A 21,858-nucleotide genomic window follows, 5' to 3' on the forward strand; every position below is an offset into this window, starting at 1 on the left:
CTTAATAAGACTGCTAGACTTTAATATAGATTTTTTTGTATCTTGACTTACTTCTTCTTTTTTTAGACTGAATCCATGTTTTACCATATTGATAGCTAATTCAGGTTCGTTATTATTTAGAGCCTGTTTTAGAGGAGATGGAGAAAGTTTAGTACTGAGCTTTAACATTTTTTTTATGGATTTAGTTTCTTTGTCCTTTATGGCTTCTTTTATAAAGTTATTAACAGTTTCTGGCGTATGTTGATTTAGGAGTTGGAGAGATTTAATATCTTTGTTCTTAACAGCTTCTTTTATAGCTTCTTTAGCTGCTTCTTTTGCCATTTCCTTTAATTCTTCTTTTAATCTGATTGTATTGCTAATAATAGTCTCTTTTATCAGTTCTTCAGTTACTACAGTTTCTTCTGGAAGGCTAAATCTACTTTTTAATTCATCTTGAGTTTCTGGATGGCTTAAGTAATCATCACCTTTTGCTTTTTTTAAATTTTTAAAAGAGATGTCGATGATATTTTTATATCTATCTATATCAATATCATTTGTAGCTTGGTATAGATCACAAGCAAATTCAGCTCCTTGAAACATTTCTTCGCTATATGTTCTGCCAGAAAGATGTATCATTAGTTTTTTAGTAGTTATGGCATCTTTAGTTGTGCTATAAGATAGACCTTTTCCATAATCTATTCTTGTCCAGTGCTTGCTGCCGTCTGGAAGGGTTTTTAGACCGACATTTCCTGCTTGAGAATCAAAATCAGCAAATAAAGCATTGTCGGCAAATACTCTGCCAAAACCTTTGGCATCTTTTGTTAATTTGAAACTTGTTTTATCTCCGGTTTTTTGTGTGTATGATTCAATAGTTTGAAAATTATCTATAAATGTAGAAGATAATAAGGTTTTTCCTTCATGGTTATATAACCGTCCTTTTGGATAAAATTGACTCCCTCGTGCCCCAGCTAGATTCATAGTTAAATATTCACAAATTTGCTCTCCTTGGTTGTTGGGCTGGTATAGGGTTCCCGATTCTTTAAGCAGTACTGTTTTATTATGCTTTAAGTCATTCTTTTTTTCATTTTTAGGTAATTTGCGAAATTCTCCCCCTTGAGAAACTCCTATTTTTTTAGATCCTGTTTTTTCTAAACTTCTATTTATTTTTGGTGAGGATAGTCTTTGCGTATCCCATGCGGAAGTGACGGAGTTTATTTGATTTGAAGAAAAATGCTGTGGAGCAGATCTCATAGTTGTTAAAGCTAGTTCTAAGGCATCAGCTTTAATCACCTTTTGCTGGCCCAATTTCTCTAATTCAGATTGTAAGTTAGGGGGGTCTTTTTTAGCTATATCTAATATTAATTGAGCTTGCTCCTTTATTTTTTTTTCTCTTTCTTTTTGTAGAGTTTTGATCTTTTTTGCGGTAAGTTTAGGAGGCATGTTAATATTATATAGTTATGATTTATTATTTAGTATCTCTTTGAAAGATAAATAAATAGTTAATCCTGTACAAATTCTTAGTTTTATAGTTATACTTATCTTGAATCTAAGTTAGATAAAAATGGTTTTAGAAAATGCAAAATATAGAAGAATTACTTGATCTATTAGTCTGTCCTTTGAGTAAAACAAAGCTGATATATGATAAGGATAAACAAGAATTAGTTAGTTTAGAGAGTAAACTTGCTTATCCTATAATCGATGGTATTCCAGTAATGCTAATTAACAAAGCTAGAAAAATTCCATAAGTTAGCGACCTCTAGAAACGGTTTGTTTTTTAATATTGATCATAGGTTTCTTTTGTTGTGATATAGAAGAAAGCTTTGTAATAGATTCTTTAGCCTCAATTAAGGAAGTAAGCATAGGACTCGAAGTTTCTTTTGCTTTTAAGGTATTGAAATGATCTGGGTTTTTAAAATCTACGCCCTTTTTTTCTATTTGAGTCATAAATTTTCCATAATCTATTTTTCCATTCACCATAGATTCTTTATATGCGTCCAGAGCATCTCTAGGGTGAGAAGGAAAAATTTCTTGCATTTTGCTTTCCGCCATATTACGTAGATTTACGCAAGAATTCTGCATATAGTGACAGACTCTTCTTTTTATTGATTCTTCGGTTAACTCCTCTTCAGGGCTGAATCTCATCCTTCTTTTAAGGGGTTCACTAATTTCTGGGTTATTTAAGAACTCATTCCCATAAGCTTCGCGTAAATTTTTCATTGTGAATTCTATAACTGCTTCTGTATTGGATTGATCAAATCTTGAGGCTGTGGCTTCAATTTCTCCAGCAAAGTCTATTCCTTGAAACATTTTCTCAGTATATGATCGTGGAGTAAGATTTAATAATCTATCTTCAAATTGGTTAGAAGTTCCTATTGATTGATAAGATAAAGCTTTACCAAAATCTATTCTAGCAAAGGTTTTATTATTTCCTTCGGTTAAGAAACCTATATTCGTGGCATTCATATCAGGGTCTGCCACTAAATAGCTTGTAGCAAAACATTTACCAAATCCAGAGATATATGGTTCTTCAACTTTTCTGCCAAATCTTCTGTCTCTTTCTAATTCGGATTTATATTCATAATAATCTTTGTAATCTTTTAGTCCTTTTGAAACAACAGACGTTTTTTCATTTTCTACTAAAATTCTTATTTTAGGAGATTCTCTTTCTGAGTCTAAATATAAATGAGAAAGATTGGTGCCAAGAATTTCAGAAACATCTTCTCCTTTTCCATCATAGTGTTCTATGTTTTCTTCATCTCCTTCTATGATATTAGGGGTACTACGATTAGAAGATTCAGAGGGAAGAGTGGTTCTATCTAAAGAATTAAATTCATCATTGTAAGAAATATCTGATTCATCATCCGAGCTGTCATCATCTGAAGATAAAGAATATGATCTACTGCGGTTAAAAAGATTGGATTGAATAAATGGAGAGTGTTCTTGACTTTGGGAGTTATAGCTTTCATCATCTGAATAATCAGTGCTACCATCAGATGAATAGTCATCGTCTTCACCAATAGCGGTATCAGCAGTGGCCCCTTGCTTTGCAAACCAAATATTTTTATGTTTCTCTTTTTCTTGTTCTCCTTGTTTTATAGATTTTTTTGCTTTGTTCCCTGGGGAAACTCCGTAATCTTTAGCCCCGGATGAGTAAAATGGATTATGACCAGATTTTTCTTTTTTTACTTCTCCTACATCTTTCTCTAATTTTTTTCTATTTAAATAGGATAAATTCTGTGATGTGCTTTTTTTTGTTTTGGTTGTTTCTAGTGCATTTTTTAGAGCTTGAAGTTTTAACTTAGGAATATCATCTAATTTTTCTTTAAATTCTCTAGCAGGCAAATTCTGCTCTATAAGGTTAAGAATTATATTTGTTTGCTCTGATATTAATTCTTCTTTTGATTTTGTCATATTATTATCCTCTATACTTTGAAGGTAGCTCCTAAATGCTGTTACTTTGCGGTAATTTACTTAAAAACAACTATAGACTGGCAGTTTTTTGAATAGATGTATTGTATGTTCAAATGATTAATTATGTGTTAATTTAAGCCAGATTATCATCAAGCTGCTACCAAGAGAAAAAATTAAAATATTAACTAGCCAAATAGATGTTTTTCTATTATAATACGCGATAGGGGCTTGAAAAATCGATCTACCCCTATTATCTTAATACACAAAGAAACCTATATATTTAGGAGGGAGATAGATGTCAAGTTATTTACCAGCAATTAGTGACAGCAATACTGGATTCTTAGATTATTTGCGCACAATAAATAATATACCTTCTCTAGAACAATCTGAGGAATATATATTGTCTAAGCGTTATAGTGAAGATCAAGATATGTCTGCTGCACAAAAATTGGTCGAGAGTCATCTTAAATTAGTAGCAAAAGTTGCTATGTCCTTCCGTAATTATGGTCTTCCGGTAGTAGAACTTGTTTCTGAAGGTAATATTGGTTTAATGCAGGCGGTAAAGAAGTTTGATCCTGAAAGGGGTATTAGACTTTCTACATACGCTATGTGGTGGATTAGAGCTTCAATTCAAGAATATATTTTAAAATCATGGTCTTTAGTAAAGATTGGTACAACTGCTGCTCAAAAGAAGTTATTCTTTAATCTTGGTAGGTTAAAGAGAAAAATTTTTAATACAGAAGGACGTGATTTTAATAGCGATGATTACGGTCAGGTTGCATCCGAGCTTAATGTAGCAGAGTCAGAAGTTGCTGAAATGGATGTTAGACTAAAACAAGATAAGTTTTTAGATGATCCAGTGGGGGAAGAAGATGGAGGAAGTTTGCTTGATCTTATACCAGAGACTCGTGCAAGTCAGGAAATAGTTTGTCTTAAGCTCCAAGAGCAAAAGAATCGTAAGAATATGTTGCAGAGTGCTATGTCTCAACTTAATGAGCGCGAGCAATACATAATTACTGCTAGAAAACTTAGTGACTCTCCGATGACTCTTGAAGATTTAAGCTGTCATTTTTCTGTATCTAAAGAAAGAATCAGGCAGATTGAAGAAAAAGCTATGGAAAAAATGACTAGCTTTGTTTCTTCAACTAAGGTTGCTTAAAAATTAACTTTCATATTTCTTTTTATCTAACAGTCCCTCTGAATGATCAATACAGAGGGTCACTGCAGCATCTCCAGTTATGCTAATTGTTGTGCGCATCATATCTATAATACGATCTATTCCTGCGATTAGTGCTATTCCTTCAATAGGTAGCCCAACAGCTCCTAAAACCATTGGTAGCATAACAATAGTTCCTCCTGGAATTCCAGCTCCACCAATGGATCCTAAAGTTCCTGTTAAAATAATAATACTATAATCACTAATTCCTAAAATCTTTCCAGTTGCTTGGGCAAAGAATAATGCACATATTGTTATATAAATAGCTATACCGTCCATGTTAATTGAAGCACCAAGCGGCAGAACAAAGGATGAGCTAAATTTGGAAACACCTAATTTTTCTTGGCATACCTTAATAGTGGTAGGAAGAGCTGCTTTACTGCTGCTAGTAGAAAAGGATATTGTTTGGTATTCCAAGCTCTTTCTAAAGAACTGTTTGGGTGAAAGATTGGTGAATACATAAATCATTAGACCAAATATTAAATATTGAATACCAAAAGCTAAATAAGCACATAAGACTAATTTTATTAGGTTAATTAGTATTTCAAGCCCCTGTATTCCAATTACCCATGCTGTTAAAGCGCAGGCAGCCAATGGTGATAATTGAATTATAAGATGAACCATTTTAAAAACCAAATTTGATGAAACTTGAATTATATCTATAATCTTTTTTGAAGATTTTAAATCTAGTTTATTAACAGTAATTCCTGTGAAAAGAGCAAAAAACACCACTTGGAGTATGGATCCTTGGGCCATTGCTCCAATTGCATTATCTGGAACTATTTCTAAAATAGAGTTCATTATATTAGTTATGCTGGTTCCTTTAGGCAATTCAGCGGCTTCGCTATCAAAATCTAATATTATTCCAGAACCTGGTTTGAAAAAACTTCCAACACTTAAACCAATTATCACAGCAAAAATCGTGGTAGCAACATAAGCAAGCGATGCTTTTAATCCTACTCTACCTAGTATTTCTGAATTTTGAGCACTAGTAATCCCTCCAACAATGGCAAAGAATATTAGCGGAACAATAATCATTTTTATTAAGCGAATGAACAGGTCACCAAATGGTTTAAGATATACAACATTTTCTTTTAAGACCAATCCTAAGAATACGCCGAGAGCTAGACCAATTAAAACTTTTTTCCATAATTGCATAATACATATTCCTTAAGACTCTTTTTCATTGGAGTATTATTTAAAATCTTGGCAGTTTGGTCAAGATATTTATTAAAATGGGGAGAAACATAGGAAGCTTTATGCCCTATGTATGAATAGGGCATAAATGAAATAATTATTACTGTAGGCAGATAGCACCTAAAGCAACAAGTATTGCCACTAAGAGCACTCCGTCTAATCTGTCAAGTAGTCCGCCATGTCCGGGGATCAAGCTGCCGCTATTTTTTACGTCACATTTTCTTTTTGCCCATGATTCAATTAAGTCACCAATAGAAGCAAATACAGCTACTACTACTCCAGTAATCATACTTTCTGCAAGAACAGGGCTTATTGCTACACTGCACAGAATTCCTCCAAAAAAACCAAACCAAGTTTTATTAGGGCTAACTTTAGGACATAATTTTTTTCCACCTAAGAGTTTACCAAAAATATATCCACCTATATCATTTGCCCAGACTAACACAAATATTGAAATAACTGTTGCAACGCCATTAAATTTGACTACTCCATTAAGAATAGAATCTTGCTGTATGATCCAAAGTAGAGAAATGCTTGCTAATAGAATATACACAACTCCAGATATCTTCCATATATTATTTTTCTTTTCTGTTATGTATAACCATTCTCCTCCCATAATAATAGCAATCGCTAATACTAAGGTTGTGAAATAGAATCCTGATAAATTTATTATTAAGAGTACTAGTGGTGCTAATATACATGCAGAAATTAGTCTTAAAGTAAAATTAGATATTTTTCCTTTATAAACCATAACGTCTCTCCCTTTTATAATAGTTATTTATGGCCTTACGCAAATGAGTTGAATTAAAGTCTGGCCATAATGTTTTAGTAAAATAAAGTTCACTATATGCAATTTGCCAAAGAAGAAAGTTACTTATTCTATGTTCACCACTAGTTCTAATTAGCAGATCTGGATCTGGAACTTTGTCAGTGTATAGATAGCTAGAGAACAAATCTTCATTTATATCTTGCTTATTTATTTTACCACAAATAAGATCACTGCAAAGTTTTTTTTGAGCATTAATAATTTCTTCTCTTGCTCCGTAGCTAAGAGCAATTTGTAAATATAACCTAGTATTGTTTTTTGTTTCTTCCTCGCATTTATCAATTAATTCTCTAAGGTCCTCAGAAAATTTACTCTTATCTCCAATTATTTTAATGCTAACCTTTTGTTCCACTAGTAAATTCAATTCATTGGAAAGATAAAATTTAAGTAATTCCATCAAATCATTAACTTCTCTGGGGTCTCGATGCCAATTTTCTGAAGAGAAGGTATATAAAGTTAAATAAGGTATTTTTAGTTTCAAACAGCTAATAAGGGTTTTTCTAGCGGCTTCGGCACCTTGTTTATGTCCCATAGCAGTGGATAAGCCATGTTTTGCAGCCCAGCGACTATTGCCGTCCATAATGATAGCAATATGTTTTAGTTTATTTTTCATTTTTACCTAATTGATCATGAATGAACTCTTCAAAATTTGCAGCAGTGCTGAAGTCTTTATATACAGAAGCAAATCTAACATAAGCTACTTGATCAATTTTAGAAAGTTCTTTCATAATTGCTTCACCTATAACATTGGTAGAAATTTCTCCTTCATTCAGGCTTTCTAAATTAGAAACTAGAGTGTTTACAATATTATCTATTTTTTCTAATGAAATCATTCTTTTGCGAAGAGCAGTGCTTATAGCCCTAGTAATTTTATCACGATCAAAAGGTTTTTTATCTCCATTTTTTTTAATAACAAGAAAATCTCTCATTTGAATACGTTCTATTGTTGTGAACCTAGAATCGCATTTATCACAAAATCTACGACGACGAACTGAAGATTTATCTTCAGAAGGTCTTGAGTCTTTTACTTGAGTATCTTCATCTCCACAAAAGGGGCAGCGCATATATTAGCTCATATATTAATAATTCCTGATAATCATATTGTTAATAGTGAGAAATTGCAAGAAAATCTTATGATAGAGAAGGGGAGTAGAGGAGTTTTAAAAAAAGAAAAGCCAACCTTTTAGTGAGGTTGGCTTTTATCATTAATTTATTATAGATCTGATGATGAATCTGTAGCAGTGTCTCCTGAAACAACTAAAGTGTAATCTTCTAAGAAGTTCCCATGAGGGCAGCAAAAATGATTTTTTTCTATGCTCACTAGGTGATTTGATGATTCATCACATGAGGTATCATCTTCAATTGCAGTGCATTTCTCTGTTAAGATATTCAAAGCTTTATCTTCAGGTAACTCTAAAACTTTCACTATATTAGTTTGAGAAGTTTTTTCATCAGCAGCAGCTTTTTCTTTTGCTTTCTCTTCAGCAGCGGCTTCGTCAGCTAGTCGTTGTTTTTCAGCAGCTTCGTCAGCTAGTCGTTGTTTTTCAGCGGCATCTTCTACAACTTCAGTTAATTTATCGCATAATTCCTCAAGAATATTATGATACATATTTAACTTATAAGTATTAGCTTCAGAGTTTTTAGTATAGTCTATTAAAGATATTTCAGTTAGGAGCTTTTTTCCCTCTGGGGAGCGAACTTTATTAGCATTATCAACAAACTTGCTCGCATCAAAGCTTGATTGAGAATTATCTCCATTTTCTACGATATCTCTAACTTTTTGTTCATAAAATTTAAGTGATTTAAGCTCTTTATTTAGTGAGTTTAGATCACCATTTTTGGAATGAAAATCTTTTATGCTATCTATAACTGTTTTGGTTTTGTCTGCTGTGAATTTTTCTTTCTCTGCATCTCTATCTTGTTTCTTACTGTTAATAGTTTGGTTTATTTCAACATATAAAGCGTCTAATTTTGCTGAAATTTCTTGAGAAGCTTTTTGTATAATCTTTACCTTTTTGCTATCTTCTGGAGATAAGTTTTTACCTTCCGCTTGTTTTAATATATTTGCATAATTGTTTAGAAGATTAATCTTAACATTATCAAGCTCTGCTTGATTTGGGAAGTCTCCAACATTTATTTTAGCATTAAATAGTTCTTTTACTTTTTCAATTGTTTCTTTTATATAGTTATCAAAATCTTGATTGAATTGATTTTCCTCAGCTACTCTTGCTGCTTCGGCTTTTTTTGTAGCTTTTTTTTCTTTTATCTTTTGTCTTCCTAAGTTTTTAGCCATTCAGTCCTCGCTTTATTAATTTAAAATTTATACGCTATTCCCATTAAAACTTCATGTGATTTAATTTTTCCAGTTTTTCTTTCTGTTTCAACTAATGATCCATCTAATGTGGCCACATTGCCTGTTTTGAATTTACCTAAATCAGCATATTGGTAGCGTATGTCTAAATCAAAATTTTGGTTAATTTTGTATGTGCTTCCTAAGCCAACTTTCCAAGCAAAATCTGTATGTATTTTTCCAGGATAACTAACATATACAGTGTCTTCACTAGGATTAGTTGTTACTTCTGACAATTGTCCAGTTGTATTTCTTGAAACTCCAAGACCAGTTGTTATGTAAGGAGTGAATCCGTTTATTTCTACTACGTCATAGTAAAAATTTGCCATCATTGCTAATGATTTAACATTTATATTATATGATGTAGTACTGGTGTCACCATCTTCTTCTACTTCTGAATCAATATAATTATTATTGAATCCAGATCTATAATCTAAACTTAAATCTGCACGGAATCCTTCATAGAATTTGTAACCCACAGCAAAACCATATAACGGGCTATTACTTAATGTTCCTTGCGAAAAGTCACCTTTTGGTTTTTGTCCATATGCTACACCAGCGTTAAGCTGTGCATAAAAATCTTTGGCATTTTCGTTAGCTGATACAGTTAGAGCTGTTGTGCTTAAAATACCAGCCAAAATAATGTTTTTTAATCTCATGATTTTCTCCGTTAGATTGCTGTAGGTTAATGTTAATTAATCTTGTTTAGATGTATAATATAAATATAGTTTAATGTCAATTATTTAATGTAAAATAATTAACTTTTATCAGATAATAGTTGCATAGCCATCAAATACATTAGAAATGCTTCCTGAAACTTCAGATAATGAGGATTCCAAGCTTCCTAAATTTCCAGAATAGACAGTAAAAAACATTGTTGCTATTCCAGCCACTCCTAAATTATATTCGCTATGCTTTAATGATGCATCTGTAGGATCTTCTCCTTCTCCATTGTTGTGAGAGTTTCTAGTATAATATCCCTCTCCATTATCACGTCTTCCTATAATATTATCTTTATGAAGATCTTCCTCAGTAGAATCACCGAAAGGGTCTTCCTTTTCGTAATCAGAATCCTCATCATCTGATTCAGAATCGGTATCTCCCTCTTTATCATCTTCATAGTCAGGATCTTCGTCTTCATCTCCGTTAGGAAAATCTTCTTCTAAGAAAGATTTTTGTGTTCCTCCGGTTCCACCATCTGGTTTATCATCATCTGTATAAGGGGTAGTGCCTTGTCCTTCTTCTGGTTTCTTCTTAAAGCAATTGGATAAGGTTATTAATATTCCAGTAATGGTAATTGCACTTACTACCTTTCCTATGATAGATGTTGAGTTACTTTCTGCTGTATTTATTTCTTCATTTTTTGTGAGTGAGTTATCTTCAGTTACTGTGGCTATATTTTCTTTTTCAGATAGCTTAAATTCACTTAGTGTATCTGTATTTTTTGTGGGGGAATTATCTTTGGTCGTTGTGATTTTATTTGCTATCTTAGATATTTTAGCCATATTAAATTACCTATTTTATCTATTCGATTTGTTCTATACAATTAGTATTGTGTATTATAGAAGAGTATCAATGTCAATATTAAAGGTTATAAAACAATGGCTTCTTAGTTTTCTAGAAAGATATTAATTATAGATCTTTATTGCTCCAACCGCCTCCAAGAGCTTTGATTAAAGCAATTTTAGACAGTCTTTTTGAGTTTTCCATCTCAATGGCAGACTTTTTAGCATTGTAATAGGTGATTTGGCTATTAAGAATTTTTGAATAATCAACTATTCCAGCCAGATACTGCTTAAAGGTTATATCCAGGAGGTTTTTACTATTACTAGCAGTTTTATTAAGTGCTTTTGTTTGTTTAGTTAAATATTTGACTGAAGATAATTGATTTTCAACATCTGAAAAAGCAGAAAGAACAGTTTGACGATATGATGCCACGGATGCATCATAAGCAGCTCTTGCAGCTTTAGTTTTTTCCATCCTTGCATTTCCATCAAACAACCCTAAGGCCATTCGCGGCCCAACTGACCATACAAAGTTTGGCATAGATAGTAAATTTCCCAGACCATCTCCACTCATTGTGAAATTGGAGGAAATAGTAGTGCTTGGAAAGAAAGCTGTGTAAGTTAAGCCAACTTCAGCATTGGCTTGCTTTATAAGTTCTTCTGCCTGAGAAATGTCGGGCCTGCGTTCTAATAACTCTGAAGGAAAGGCCATTGGCACGGTAATATTACTAAACTTATAATCTTTTACTGGAGTTAGATTAAATTTTGATGGGGATTCTCCAACTAGCACTGCTATTGCGTGCTCATAGTTAGTACGAGTATTTTTATTATTTTCTGCATCTGATTCAGCATTAGAAAGAGAGTTCTCAGCGTTTAATAGATCTGATTCATCCATTACGCCTGCTTTATAATTACTTTTTGTGAAGTTCAGAAGTTTTTGATTTGCTAATACAATGTCGTCTAGTAATTCTTGGGTTTGATCTACTGAACGCAGTTCAAAGTAATATTGAGCTAAAGAGCTTTGTAAAGAAAGTGTTTTTGATGCTAATTCAGCTTTGTTAGCTTTTGCAGCTGCAAGATCTGATTCTACGGTGTATTTAGTGCTTCCCCAAGTATCTAGCTCCCATGATGCATATAAAGAAACTGAATGTGAGGAAGTGTCTTTATCAACCGTTTTTGTAGAAGTTGAATCTTCATTTGTTTTTGCTGAAGTTATAGAATTTGTTACACCCACACTTGGAAGATAAGCTGATCTTGCTTCTTCCACCAAATGCAAAGACTCTCTATATGTGGCATTAAGAGATGCTATGTCTTGATTGTTTTTATTTAACTTAACTATTAAATCATCTAAAATTGGATCATTAAAAATTTTCCACCACTGACCGCGATCTTCATCAGCGCTCGGGTCTGCTTTTTTCCAGGTTATACTGTTGCTTTCTTTATACCCTTCCGTAACCTCTGTTGTGGGTTTCTTATATTCTGGGCCTACTGAACAGGAGGCCAAAAGAAAAACCAGGGTTATAACATATACTCTAAAAACTATTCGTGAGGTAGATGATATCATAATTAAAGTTTTAAAGCTATTGATTGAGTTAACTATTAGTTATAAAACTTATTATGAGAATAGTCAAAAGAATTCAATAATATAATTAGATTAATTTTGTAAATAAAGCCGCTATATCAAGCATTCTAACTGAGAATCCCCATTCATTATCATACCACGCAACAACTCTACAAAAGCGTTTGTTTATTACTTTTGTTTCAAATGGATCAAATATTGAGCTATGGGTATTATGGGTGAAGTCAATTGATACTAGTTTTGCTTTTGCTACACCTAGAATATCGTTACTATTGCTTAAGATAATATTATTAATTTCCTCTACAGAAGTATCTCTACTAGCAGTAAAAGATAAATCTATCATAGAAACATTAGGAGTTGGAACTCTAATTGCTGACCCATCTAGTTTTCCTTCTAGTTCAGGTAGAACTAATCCTAGAGCTTTGGCGGCTCCAGTGGAGCTTGGAATCATTGATAAGGCTGCTGATCTTGCTCGGCGTGGATCTTTATGACTTCCATCTAAAATTCTTTGGTCATTGGTATAAGAATGGATGGTGGTCATGAATCCTGATTCAATGCCAATATTGTCATTTAAAACTTTTGCTACCGGACTTAAAGCGTTAGTAGTGCATGATCCTATAGAAATTACTTGATGCTCTTTTTTTAAGGCCTGATTATTAACGCCATAAACAATAGTTGAATCTGCATTTTTACATGGAGCAGAAACAATAACTTTTTTAGCGCCTCCTGAATTGATATGAGTTAAAGCGGCTTCCTTTTCGTTAAATCTTCCAGTACATTCTAATAAAACATCCACATCTTTCCAGTTTAGTTTAGTTAGCTCTCTCTCTCTTTGAAGAGGGATTCTTGTGTTGTTTATAATTAAGTTCTTATCATCATAAGATATTTCTCCTGGAAAGACTCCATGAACAGAATCATATTTTAGTAAGTGAGCATGATCTTCTGCAGGGGCAGGGCCGTTAACTGAAACAATTTCAAATTCTTTGCGATTTAATTCAAAAATTGATCTTAAAACGCATCTTCCTATACGCCCTAAGCCATTAATTGCTATTTTGATTGTCATTTTTACTCTCTATGAAAGGTCTTAATTTATGACAGTATTATGGTTGATTATTAGACCTTAGTAAATCAAAATATTTATCAACTCCTGTAAAAAACTTGACAAAACAATTAATTAATATATATTCACTAAATACATTATATATTATAAATTCGTTAACAAAATAACGGTTAGTAAATTTTTAAGAGGTCGATATGTCTAAAAATGATTCAGTAGAAGAAAATGAGCCAACAAATAATATAATAACTAATCTATGTGCTAGGTTAGTTAGTGCCTTTAGTTCTTTGTTTTCTAGTAATAGTGCTACAGTATCTGCATCAGAAGAAGTTGAATCTTCTAATCAAAATAATACAGAGGATTTATTAACATTTGAGCAATGGTTTGATCGACGGCTTATTAGTGATAGAGAAGATTATCGTGAACTGTCTATTAGAAATGCTGAAAATATGATGAAAAATTATACAAAACCAAAAATGTCAGGAAAAGTTTTTCCTGTTAATGATGGACATGATGGATTTGATGGTGGAACTTCTGCCTAAGTTAAAATTAAAGAGTTGTTATGTTTGATAGGTTTCCTGAAGGAGAAGGGGGGCTGTTGCTATAGGGAAAATTCAGCTAACAATCATACCGGTGCTGTGTTTCTAAAACTCATTCTATTTTAACTTAACACTACGCTTTTGTATTTTAAACTGTTATACTCCTTTTAAAAATAATGATTTATGAGGAGTTAAGTAAAGTTGGAAGAGGAGTTAGGGAAAAAGTCGGTAAAAGGATTTCATTGGTTGTTGAATAAGGTTGAACAAGAAAAGGTCAATCAATTTATTCAAAAGTTAGATGTAAGTGAAATTATAGCCAGGCTTCTTGTTGGTCGTGATATTTCTTTAAAAAATGCACCTCAGTTTTTATCTCCAACTTTACGTGATTCAATGCCTGATCCATTTCATTTGCTTGATATGGAGAAAGGCACTCAGATTATAGTAGATGCCATTCTAAATAAACAAAAAATTGTTATTTTTGGTGATTACGATGTGGATGGTGCCACTTCCTCTGCGGTATTAAAGCGCTTTTTTGCTCTTTTAGGTCTTGATGTATCTGTTTATATCCCCGATAGAATAACAGAAGGATATGGACCAAGTATTAAAGCTTTTACTAAGTTAAAAGAAGAAGGCGCCGAGCTCATCATAACAGTGGATTGCGGTACAGCTTCTGTTGAGGCTATTGAATATGGGGTTAACAATGATCTCAAAGTGGTGGTGGTTGATCATCATTTATCTGGTGATGAATTACCTCCAGCTCACGCCGTGATTAATCCTAATAGAAAAGACGAAACTTCAGAATATGGATGTTTAGCAGCAGTTGGAGTGGCTTTTTTATTAGCTGTTGCTGTAACTTCTATTTTGCGTAAAAAAGAATATTTTAAAGCAAAGCAAGAACCGCAGCTTATGAAACTGTTAGATATAGTGGCAATTGGTACAATTTGTGATGTAGTTCCATTAGAGTCTATTAATAGGGCGTTTGTAACGCAAGGGCTTAAAATTCTAAATCAACGCCAGAACCCAGGGGTCCAGGCTTTCTGTCAATTGCTTAACTTAGAAAATGAGCTGACCCCTTATCATTTAGGATATATAATGGGGCCTAGAATAAATGCAGGAGGAAGGGTTGGTGAATCATTTCTAGGATCAAAACTATTATCTACTGATAATTTTGAGGAGGCGTCAGAGATTGTTAATAGATTAGAATTATATAATTCAGAGCGCAAAGCTATAGAGCATAGTGTTTATGAACAGGCTTTAGAGCAAGCAAAGTTGCAATCTCCGGATGATGCATTGATTATGGTATCTGGTGAAAATTGGCATCCTGGAGTGGTTGGTATTGTTGCCGGAAGGCTGAAAGAAGCGATGCATAAACCAGTTGCAGTATTGAGTTTAGATGGAGAGAATGCCAAGGCTTCTTGCCGTTCGGTTTATGGAGTTGATTTTGGATCTGCAATTGTGAAGGCAAAAGAGGAAGGAATAGTTATTGGAGGAGGGGGGCATAAAATGGCGGCTGGTTTCACAGGGTTACAAGAGAATATTCCAGCAATAAAAGCTTTTCTTCATAATCGTTTTACAGAAGAATTATCCAAACTTAAAGGGAAAGATAATCGTAGTTTTGAAGGATATTTATCAAGCAATGCAGTTAATTTAGAACTGGCCAAACAAATTGAAAGAATTGGTCCATTTGGTCCCAGCAATCATGAGCCAAAATTTGTTTTAAAAAATGTATATATTTCTAGAACTAACGTATTTGCAGACAGTCATATTAATTGTTTTATAGGTTGTAATGAAACCAAGAACTTAAATGGTCTATTAAAGGCAAATGCATTTAGAGCAATTGGAACTGATATGGGGGACGCATTATTAAGTTCAGTTGGTAAAACTTTAGATCTTGTAGGATATATTAAAATTAATAGATGGAAAGGACGAGAAACTCCAGAATTTTCTATTGAAGATGTGATACTGCATTGATTTACTGTTTTGTTATTCTTGCGCTAATATTTACTTTAGTTATTATTACACCTCTTCTCCCAACATCACTCTTGCGCCTAATTTCTTCTTCCGTCATCCTTGAACCATCCTCTTCTTACGTCATCCTTGGACCGTAAGGTCCGAGGATCCAGTAAAACTTACTAACTGGTTTCTTGAATTGGTAAAACCAATTCAATCATTGTAAGTTTTTTGCTTACTTATACCAGAGAGCAAGATATTATATGTGAATAGCCCTATTATATGCGCTTAAGACAGACTCATGCATCATTTCAGATAAAGTAGGATGAGCAAAGATTGTGTTAATCAAATCTTCTTCTGTTCCTTCCATGGTTTTATGAATAGCAAATCCTTGAATCATTTCGGTAACTTCTGCGCCAATCATATGAGCTCCAAGCAGCTCACCAGTTTTTTCATCAAAGATTGTTTTTATCAATCCTTCTGTTTCTCCAATAGCTAACGCTTTTCCATTGGCCATGAATGGAAATTTACCTATTTTGAGCTTTAACCCCTTATCTTTAGCTTGTTTTTCAGTTAAGCCAATGCTTGCAATTTGTGGCATAGAATATGTACAGCCTGGAATATTAAGCTTATTAATGCTATGAGTTTTTTTGCCAGCAATTTTTTCAGCAACCAGTACTCCTTCATGGCTGGCTTTGTGAGCAAGCCATGGGCCGCTAATAACATCACCAATGGCGTATATATTCTTTTCATCTGTTTCGCAATATTCATTTACTTGAATTAAACCTTTCTCTAGCTTAACTTTAGTTTTTTCCAGGCCTAAGTTTTCCGTGTTAGCAACTACACCTACAGCCATTAGAATTTTTTCAGCTTTTATTGTTTGTTCTTTGCCGTTGCAAACTAAGGTTGCTGATAAATCAGCTTTTCCTTTAGTAATTTTAGTAATTTGACTAGATGTATGGATTTGCATATCTTGATTTGTGAAGGCCTTATGAGCTATTTCTGCAATTTCTGCATCTTCAGCTGGTAATATTCTATCAAACATTTCAACTAAAGTTACTTCAGCGCCCATATTACGATAAAAACTAGCAAATTCAACTCCAATTGCTCCAGATCCAACCACTATTAAAGATTTTGGCATTTTTTCGGGAGTCATAGCTTCTTTATAAGACCAAACAAAATTCATATCTGGTTCAAATCCTGGTAGTGCTTTTGCTCTAGCGCCTGTGGCTATAATAATATTTTTAGCTGAAATATTCTTTGTTTTTCCTTCATGGCTTATTTGAAGTTTTCCTTGGCCAAGAATTTTTCCTTCTCCCATGATTACTTCAACTTTATTTTTCTTGAGTAGATGTGCTATTCCACCACTTAGTTTTGAGGATACATCACGTGAGCGTTTAATAATTTTACTAAAATCAAATTTAATATTATCAGCACTAAAGCCATAGTTATCTAAATTTTGTAAGAGATGATTTGTTTCTGAGCATTTAAGCAAAGCTTTAGTAGGGATGCAGCCCCAGTTTAAACAAATGCCTCCTAAATGTTCTCTTTCAATAACTGCGGTTTTTAATCCTAATTGAGCTGCACGAATTGCTGCTACATAGCCACCAGGTCCCGCTCCAATAACAACCACGTCAAAATCACTCATACTTCATCATCCTATATTTAGTTTTAATTTAATTTGCTAAATTCTATTGGCAAATAGTCAATCTGTCAAAGAATATTAGATCAATATAGTAAAGTTAAGTGTTGAGTAGTATGTCATTTAACCTTAGAATCTTATCTGCTTATAATTATAAATTAATGATCAAATGAGTATATTTTCAAAAATTTCAAAAAAGAATAAGGCTGATATATATCCAGCTTTGCAAGACAGCTATGCCTATATTTTAAGTCAATTATCTAATTATAGTCCTAAAATTATGTTTATTAGTAATGATGATGATAGGTTAGAGCAATTAGCTAAGCAGTTAGAGTTTTTTGCTCCTGGTAAAAAAGTAATAATTCTACCTGATTGGGATTGCATGCCATATGACAGAATATCACCTAATATTAATAACTTATCGCAGCGTATTAATGCGTTGTCTGAGTTATCTTCTTTGAAAGAAGAAAATGTAATATTGCTCACATCTCTTCCTGCTTTTGTTCAGCGTTTACCACCTAAGTCATATGATGTAAGTAGAGATATAAAAATAGGTGATGTGATAGATCGAGAAGAGTTTATTAAATTTTTATTACAGCTTAGTTTTCGTAGAGTAGAAGTTGCTAGTGAGCCAGGAGATTTTGCAATTAGAGGAGACATAATTGATATAGTTTCTAGTGATGATGATGGTTGGCGCTTAGATTTCTTTGGTAAAAAGTTAGAGAAAATAAGGTTGTTTGATCCGGCTACTCAAATATCTGATGGATTTGTAGATAAAATTCATCTTCTGCCTTCAAGTGAAGTTGTATTGAACTCCGAGAGCATATTAAATTTCTGTCAAAATTTTCAAAAGAATTTTGGGACGGACTCAACTGATCATCCATTATATGAAGCTATAGAAGGGGGGCGTAAATACCCAGGAATGGAGCATTATCTACCTTTATTTTATGACCATTTAAGTGATGTTTTCGATTATTTCTCTCCTTCTAATATCATTTGTGATCATCATTTTCATGAGAATTTAGATAGATATCTTAACTCTATTAATGATCATTATGAAGCAAGGAAGGAGTTATTAGTTAATCGCTTTCCTGATGAAGTAATTTACTATCCATTACCTCCAAAAAATTTATGGATGGATCATGAAGAGATAGACGCCAAAATTATTAAGTTTAATTTTATAAACCTACATAATTTCTCTATTGATACTGCGGATGGAATTGATTTAGACATAAAAAAAACTGATGATTTTAATTTAGCCTCTCAAAACAAACAAATTTCAGCATTTGATTTGTTCAAGAAATATAGAGAAGAACACAAGAAGAGGGTTATAGTAACCTGTAATAGTGAAGGTTCTTTACAAAGAATCCAGAATATGTTGGAAAACTATAATATCCATAGCTATAGATTGAATAGTTTTGATGATTATAAAAATATTTCTGGTAAGACTGTGGGAATCACAATGTTGTCAATAGATCGTGGATTTTCAACTAGCGAATTTGCCATAGTAACAGAACAAGATTTATTAGGTGAAAGAATTGTTCGAAAAAAGACTGCAAAGAGCATGGAAAGCTTGATGCAGGAGATAAATAACCTTCAAATTGGTGAATATGTGGTCCATCAGGAACATGGAATTGGTTTGTTCGATGGCTTAGAAACAATAGAAGTTATGGACATAGAGCATGATTGTATAAAATTACTCTATGAAGGAAACGATGTTTTATATATTCCAGTAGAGAATCTTGATCTTCTAACTCGCTATGGTGGAAGTGAGGATCATATTCGATTAGATAAATTAGGTGGAGTTTCTTGGAAACATAGAAAGGCAAAATTAAAAGATAAATTGAAAGAGATTGCTGCAGAGTTAATTAAAACAGCAGCATTAAGGTCAAGCAAAGAAGCTGAGGTATTGCAGCCCATTTCAGAAGCTTATCAGGAATTCTGCATGAGGTTTCCTTATGTGGAAACAGATGATCAGATGAACTCAATAAGTGACGTTTTAGAAGATTTATCTTCAGGAAAACCTATGGATCGTTTGGTATGTGGAGATGTAGGTTTTGGTAAAACTGAAATTGCAATGCGTGCTGCATTTATAGCCACCCATCCCGATCAAAATATGAAAAAACAAGTTGCTATTATTGTCCCAACTACTCTTCTTTGTAGGCAGCATTATCATTCATTCTTTAAGCGTTTTTCTGGATTTCAAGTTAAAGTAAAGCAGCTATCAAGATTGGTTAACTCTAAAGAAATAAAAAAAACTAAGGAAGGACTAAAAGATGGAAGCGTTGATATAATAATAGGGACCCATGCATTACTTGCTAAAGATGTTGAATTTAATAACTTAGGTTTGTTGATTGTTGATGAAGAACAGCGTTTTGGTGTAATTCAGAAAGAAAAACTTAAGAAAATTCAAAACAATACTCACATTCTTACTCTTTCCGCGACGCCTATTCCAAGGACTTTACAAATGTCTCTAACAGGAGTGCGTGATTTAAGTATTATTGCCACTCCTCCTGTGGATCGTCAGGTTGTTAAAACATATATTATGCCATATGACTCTGTGGTAATTCGTGAGGCTATTTTAAGAGAGTTCTATCGCGGAGGACAAGTATTTTTTGTTTGTCCTAGAATTAGTGATATTAAAGATATTTTACCAAAGCTTACTGAATTAGTACCAGAGATTAAAATTGTTGTGGCACATGGTAAGATGACTCCTAAAGCATTAGAAGAAATTATGACAGATTTTTATAATAAAAAGTTTCATCTTCTTCTTTCAACTAGTATTGTAGAGTCTGGTATTGATATTGCTGAGGCCAATACCATGATTATTCATAGAGCTGATAAATTTGGTCTTTCTGCTCTTTATCAATTAAGGGGTAGAGTAGGCAGAAGTAATGTTAAAGCATTCTCTTATTTATTATTACCAAATAAGAAACTGAAGAAGCTTGCTATGACTAGATTAGATGTTATGCAAACTTTAGATACTTTAGGTGCTGGATTCACTGTTGCAAGTCATGATATGGATATTAGAGGCTTTGGTAATTTAGTCGGTGATGAGCAATCTGGTCATATTAAAGAGGTTGGATTAGAGCTTTATCAGCAAATGCTTCAGGAAGCAATTTTTGCTATTAAGAATCCAGACTCAAAAAATGAAATAGAGGAAGATTATAGCCCGCAGATTAACTTAGGTTTGCCTGTATTATTGCCTGATAATTATATTGCTGATTTAAATCTTCGCTTGAGTTTATACCGTAATTTAGCAGCACTAAAAACTTCAGATGAGGTTGAGCAATTTGCTGTTGAATTAGTTGATAGATTTGGTAAATACCCTATTGAAGTGGAATATTTATTAGCTGTTATTAAGCTTAAGATTAAAGCTAAGAAAATTAATGTTGATAAAATAGATTCTGGTCCAAAGGCTATAACTTTTGCGTTTAGAGATCATAAATGTTTACATCCAGAAAAAATGATGGATTTTGTAAGTAAAAATCAAATGTTACTTAAAATTAGACCAGATCACAAATTATTAATAAGCAAATCTTTTACTGATGTTGGTTTGAAAATTAAATTTATTGGTGAATTATTAGATAAGTTAGACTTTAGTAACTCCAATATTAGTTAAGTATATAAATTCTTTTTTATAATTTGAATTATATTGTATTTATTGAAATGCCTATATATTATTAATATATAGATATATTAATGAGATTATAAAAAAGATTACTTATGGAGAAAGGGAAGGATAAAGTTGCAAAAGAATTGCAGGATTACTCTAAAAGGAAGCTAGATGAAGCAGTTAAAGGAAAATCTGAAGAAGAGATTGTAGCAGCATTAGAGAATTATAATAAATCTATAGAAGCAACATCAAAAGACCAGGATATTTATCCTATGCCTGCATTAGAGATGGGTAAAAAAGCCGCTGCAGCTATAGGAAGCATTGGAGGGATTTATTTGGCGGGAGTTTCCCTTAATCAAGAGGATACCGTTTCAAGAAGTGACGAAGACAATTTAATGCGATCTATGATGAGTTTTAACGTTGGAACTATTGCTGTGGGTGCAGCGGCAGCAGTAGCATTAGGGGCAGCATGGGGAGCTGCTAGAATAGGTTACGAGGCTGATAAGCAATTTAATAATTATGGTGATGCTAATATAAGAGGTAGTCTTACCACTTCAATGAATGCTTTAAATTCTTTAGAAGAAAAACATTTCTCTACAGATAACCCAGCTTTCACACTTTTAAAAGAATTAGAAAAAGAAATAATAGAAGAAGGGCATGAAAGGAGTCCTGAATTGAATACAATGAGGAAAATGCTATCGAAAGCACAATTATTAAGGGAATCTATCTTAAATACCTCACATCTATCTACTAAAGCAAAACAACAAATTTATGAACAAAGTTCTAAGGTGGTTGAGAGCTTTAAATCATGGGGTAAAATAGAGCAGGGAAGGCATAATCCAATATTGGCTATTGTATCAGATGTTGCTAATTATGTAAGACCTGAAATTAAAGTTATGGAAAAACCAGGCGGAATGGCTGAGAAAGTTTCTAATAGCCGAAATTCATCAGATACCACTAGAGCAAGATAATAAAATTTCTGGAGTTATAT

18 protein-coding genes are annotated in these 21,858 nt (G+C 33.0%); 6 read left to right on the top strand and 12 right to left on the bottom strand.

The window, feature by feature from the left end:
* Positions 1-1,419 (bottom strand): hypothetical protein (locus N4A31_03955; protein MCT4635386.1); only part of this gene is annotated, 1,419 nt, incomplete at its 3' end.
* 134 nt (positions 1,420-1,553) lie between these two features.
* On the opposite strand from N4A31_03955, the gene N4A31_03960 reads away from it, so the two are divergent.
* Entirely contained in the window at positions 1,554-1,724 is a 171-nt protein-coding gene (locus tag N4A31_03960) for a Trm112 family protein (GenBank protein MCT4635387.1), read from the top strand.
* A gap of 1 nt (position 1,725) precedes the next feature.
* Here the strand turns inward: N4A31_03960 and N4A31_03965 are convergent, their stop codons facing one another.
* Positions 1,726-3,390, bottom strand: a complete 1,665-nt coding sequence (locus N4A31_03965; GenBank protein MCT4635388.1) for a hypothetical protein — start codon at positions 3,388-3,390, stop codon at positions 1,726-1,728.
* A gap of 295 nt (positions 3,391-3,685) precedes the next feature.
* Between N4A31_03965 and rpoH the strand changes: the two genes are divergently transcribed.
* On the top strand, positions 3,686-4,549 hold the full coding sequence (rpoH, locus tag N4A31_03970; GenBank protein ID MCT4635389.1) for an RNA polymerase sigma factor RpoH: 864 nt from the start codon (positions 3,686-3,688) through the stop codon (positions 4,547-4,549).
* A 3-nt stretch (positions 4,550-4,552) separates the two neighbouring features.
* On the opposite strand, the gene N4A31_03975 is transcribed toward rpoH, so the two are convergent.
* The 9 genes from N4A31_03975 to gap form a co-directional block, all read right to left on the bottom strand.
* Entirely contained in the window at positions 4,553-5,764 is a 1,212-nt protein-coding gene (locus N4A31_03975; GenBank protein MCT4635390.1) for a dicarboxylate/amino acid:cation symporter, read from the bottom strand.
* Between the two features lie 139 nt (positions 5,765-5,903).
* Positions 5,904-6,554, bottom strand: coding sequence for a phosphatidate cytidylyltransferase (locus N4A31_03980; GenBank protein ID MCT4635391.1), 651 nt, complete (start codon positions 6,552-6,554; stop codon positions 5,904-5,906).
* Positions 6,544-7,242 (bottom strand): isoprenyl transferase, encoded by a 699-nt coding sequence (locus N4A31_03985; protein MCT4635392.1) that lies wholly within the window; start codon positions 7,240-7,242, stop codon positions 6,544-6,546. Before N4A31_03985 ends, N4A31_03980 begins: the two co-directional genes overlap by 11 nt.
* Entirely contained in the window at positions 7,232-7,693 is a 462-nt protein-coding gene (nrdR, locus tag N4A31_03990) for a transcriptional regulator NrdR (protein ID MCT4635393.1), read from the bottom strand. Before nrdR ends, N4A31_03985 begins: the two co-directional genes overlap by 11 nt.
* A 149-nt stretch (positions 7,694-7,842) precedes the next feature.
* On the bottom strand, positions 7,843-8,922 hold the full coding sequence (locus N4A31_03995; GenBank protein ID MCT4635394.1) for a hypothetical protein: 1,080 nt from the start codon (positions 8,920-8,922) through the stop codon (positions 7,843-7,845).
* Between the two features lie 20 nt (positions 8,923-8,942).
* A complete protein-coding gene (locus tag N4A31_04000) occupies positions 8,943-9,638 on the bottom strand; it encodes an outer membrane beta-barrel protein (GenBank protein ID MCT4635395.1) in 696 nt (231 codons plus the stop codon).
* 108 nt (positions 9,639-9,746) lie between these two features.
* Positions 9,747-10,484 carry a hypothetical protein gene (locus N4A31_04005; protein MCT4635396.1) on the bottom strand — a complete coding sequence of 246 codons (738 nt, stop codon included), beginning with the start codon at positions 10,482-10,484 and terminating at the stop codon, positions 9,747-9,749.
* A 127-nt stretch (positions 10,485-10,611) separates the two neighbouring features.
* Positions 10,612-12,048, bottom strand: a complete 1,437-nt coding sequence (locus tag N4A31_04010) for an efflux transporter outer membrane subunit (protein ID MCT4635397.1) — start codon at positions 12,046-12,048, stop codon at positions 10,612-10,614.
* A gap of 85 nt (positions 12,049-12,133) precedes the next feature.
* Positions 12,134-13,126 carry a type I glyceraldehyde-3-phosphate dehydrogenase gene (gap, locus tag N4A31_04015; protein ID MCT4635398.1) on the bottom strand — a complete coding sequence of 331 codons (993 nt, stop codon included), beginning with the start codon at positions 13,124-13,126 and terminating at the stop codon, positions 12,134-12,136.
* Between the two features lie 191 nt (positions 13,127-13,317).
* Here gap and N4A31_04020 point away from each other — a divergent pair, with 191 nt between their 5' ends.
* Both N4A31_04020 and recJ read left to right on the top strand, forming a co-directional pair.
* A complete protein-coding gene (locus tag N4A31_04020; protein MCT4635399.1) occupies positions 13,318-13,662 on the top strand; it encodes a hypothetical protein in 345 nt (114 codons plus the stop codon).
* 198 nt (positions 13,663-13,860) lie between these two features.
* A complete protein-coding gene (gene recJ / locus N4A31_04025) occupies positions 13,861-15,630 on the top strand; it encodes a single-stranded-DNA-specific exonuclease RecJ (protein ID MCT4635400.1) in 1,770 nt (589 codons plus the stop codon).
* A 238-nt stretch (positions 15,631-15,868) separates the two neighbouring features.
* On the opposite strand, the gene lpdA is transcribed toward recJ, so the two are convergent.
* Positions 15,869-17,257 carry a dihydrolipoyl dehydrogenase gene (gene lpdA, locus N4A31_04030; protein ID MCT4635401.1) on the bottom strand — a complete coding sequence of 463 codons (1,389 nt, stop codon included), beginning with the start codon at positions 17,255-17,257 and terminating at the stop codon, positions 15,869-15,871.
* A 163-nt stretch (positions 17,258-17,420) separates the two neighbouring features.
* On the opposite strand from lpdA, the gene mfd reads away from it, so the two are divergent.
* Positions 17,421-20,873 (top strand): transcription-repair coupling factor, encoded by a 3,453-nt coding sequence (mfd, locus tag N4A31_04035; GenBank protein MCT4635402.1) that lies wholly within the window; start codon positions 17,421-17,423, stop codon positions 20,871-20,873.
* 104 nt (positions 20,874-20,977) lie between these two features.
* Positions 20,978-21,838, top strand: coding sequence for a hypothetical protein (locus tag N4A31_04040; protein ID MCT4635403.1), 861 nt, complete (start codon positions 20,978-20,980; stop codon positions 21,836-21,838).
* Positions 21,839-21,858 lie beyond the last annotated feature (20 nt).

Source organism: Rickettsiales bacterium (assembly GCA_025210695.1).
Taxonomy (GTDB): domain Bacteria; phylum Pseudomonadota; class Alphaproteobacteria; order Rickettsiales; family CANDYO01; genus CANDYO01.

What these genes read in the sequence shown, in the direction of transcription:
- N4A31_03980 (MCT4635391.1), bottom strand. Translation starts at nt 6,554, where the DNA reads ATGGTTTATAAAGGAAAAATATCTAATTTTACTTTAAGACTAATTTCT.
- mfd (MCT4635402.1), top strand. Translation starts at nt 17,421, where the DNA reads ATGAGTATATTTTCAAAAATTTCAAAAAAGAATAAGGCTGATATATAT.
- N4A31_04005 (MCT4635396.1), bottom strand. Translation starts at nt 10,484, where the DNA reads ATGGCTAAAATATCTAAGATAGCAAATAAAATCACAACGACCAAAGAT.
- nrdR (MCT4635393.1), bottom strand. Translation starts at nt 7,693, where the DNA reads ATGCGCTGCCCCTTTTGTGGAGATGAAGATACTCAAGTAAAAGACTCA.
- N4A31_04040 (MCT4635403.1), top strand. Translation starts at nt 20,978, where the DNA reads ATGGAGAAAGGGAAGGATAAAGTTGCAAAAGAATTGCAGGATTACTCT.
- rpoH (MCT4635389.1), top strand. Translation starts at nt 3,686, where the DNA reads ATGTCAAGTTATTTACCAGCAATTAGTGACAGCAATACTGGATTCTTA.
- N4A31_03995 (MCT4635394.1), bottom strand. Translation starts at nt 8,922, where the DNA reads ATGGCTAAAAACTTAGGAAGACAAAAGATAAAAGAAAAAAAAGCTACA.
- N4A31_03985 (MCT4635392.1), bottom strand. Translation starts at nt 7,242, where the DNA reads ATGAAAAATAAACTAAAACATATTGCTATCATTATGGACGGCAATAGT.
- N4A31_04010 (MCT4635397.1), bottom strand. Translation starts at nt 12,048, where the DNA reads ATGATATCATCTACCTCACGAATAGTTTTTAGAGTATATGTTATAACC.
- N4A31_03965 (MCT4635388.1), bottom strand. Translation starts at nt 3,390, where the DNA reads ATGACAAAATCAAAAGAAGAATTAATATCAGAGCAAACAAATATAATT.
- lpdA (MCT4635401.1), bottom strand. Translation starts at nt 17,257, where the DNA reads ATGAGTGATTTTGACGTGGTTGTTATTGGAGCGGGACCTGGTGGCTAT.
- N4A31_04000 (MCT4635395.1), bottom strand. Translation starts at nt 9,638, where the DNA reads ATGAGATTAAAAAACATTATTTTGGCTGGTATTTTAAGCACAACAGCT.
- N4A31_04020 (MCT4635399.1), top strand. Translation starts at nt 13,318, where the DNA reads ATGTCTAAAAATGATTCAGTAGAAGAAAATGAGCCAACAAATAATATA.
- N4A31_03975 (MCT4635390.1), bottom strand. Translation starts at nt 5,764, where the DNA reads ATGCAATTATGGAAAAAAGTTTTAATTGGTCTAGCTCTCGGCGTATTC.
- N4A31_03960 (MCT4635387.1), top strand. Translation starts at nt 1,554, where the DNA reads ATGCAAAATATAGAAGAATTACTTGATCTATTAGTCTGTCCTTTGAGT.
- gap (MCT4635398.1), bottom strand. Translation starts at nt 13,126, where the DNA reads ATGACAATCAAAATAGCAATTAATGGCTTAGGGCGTATAGGAAGATGC.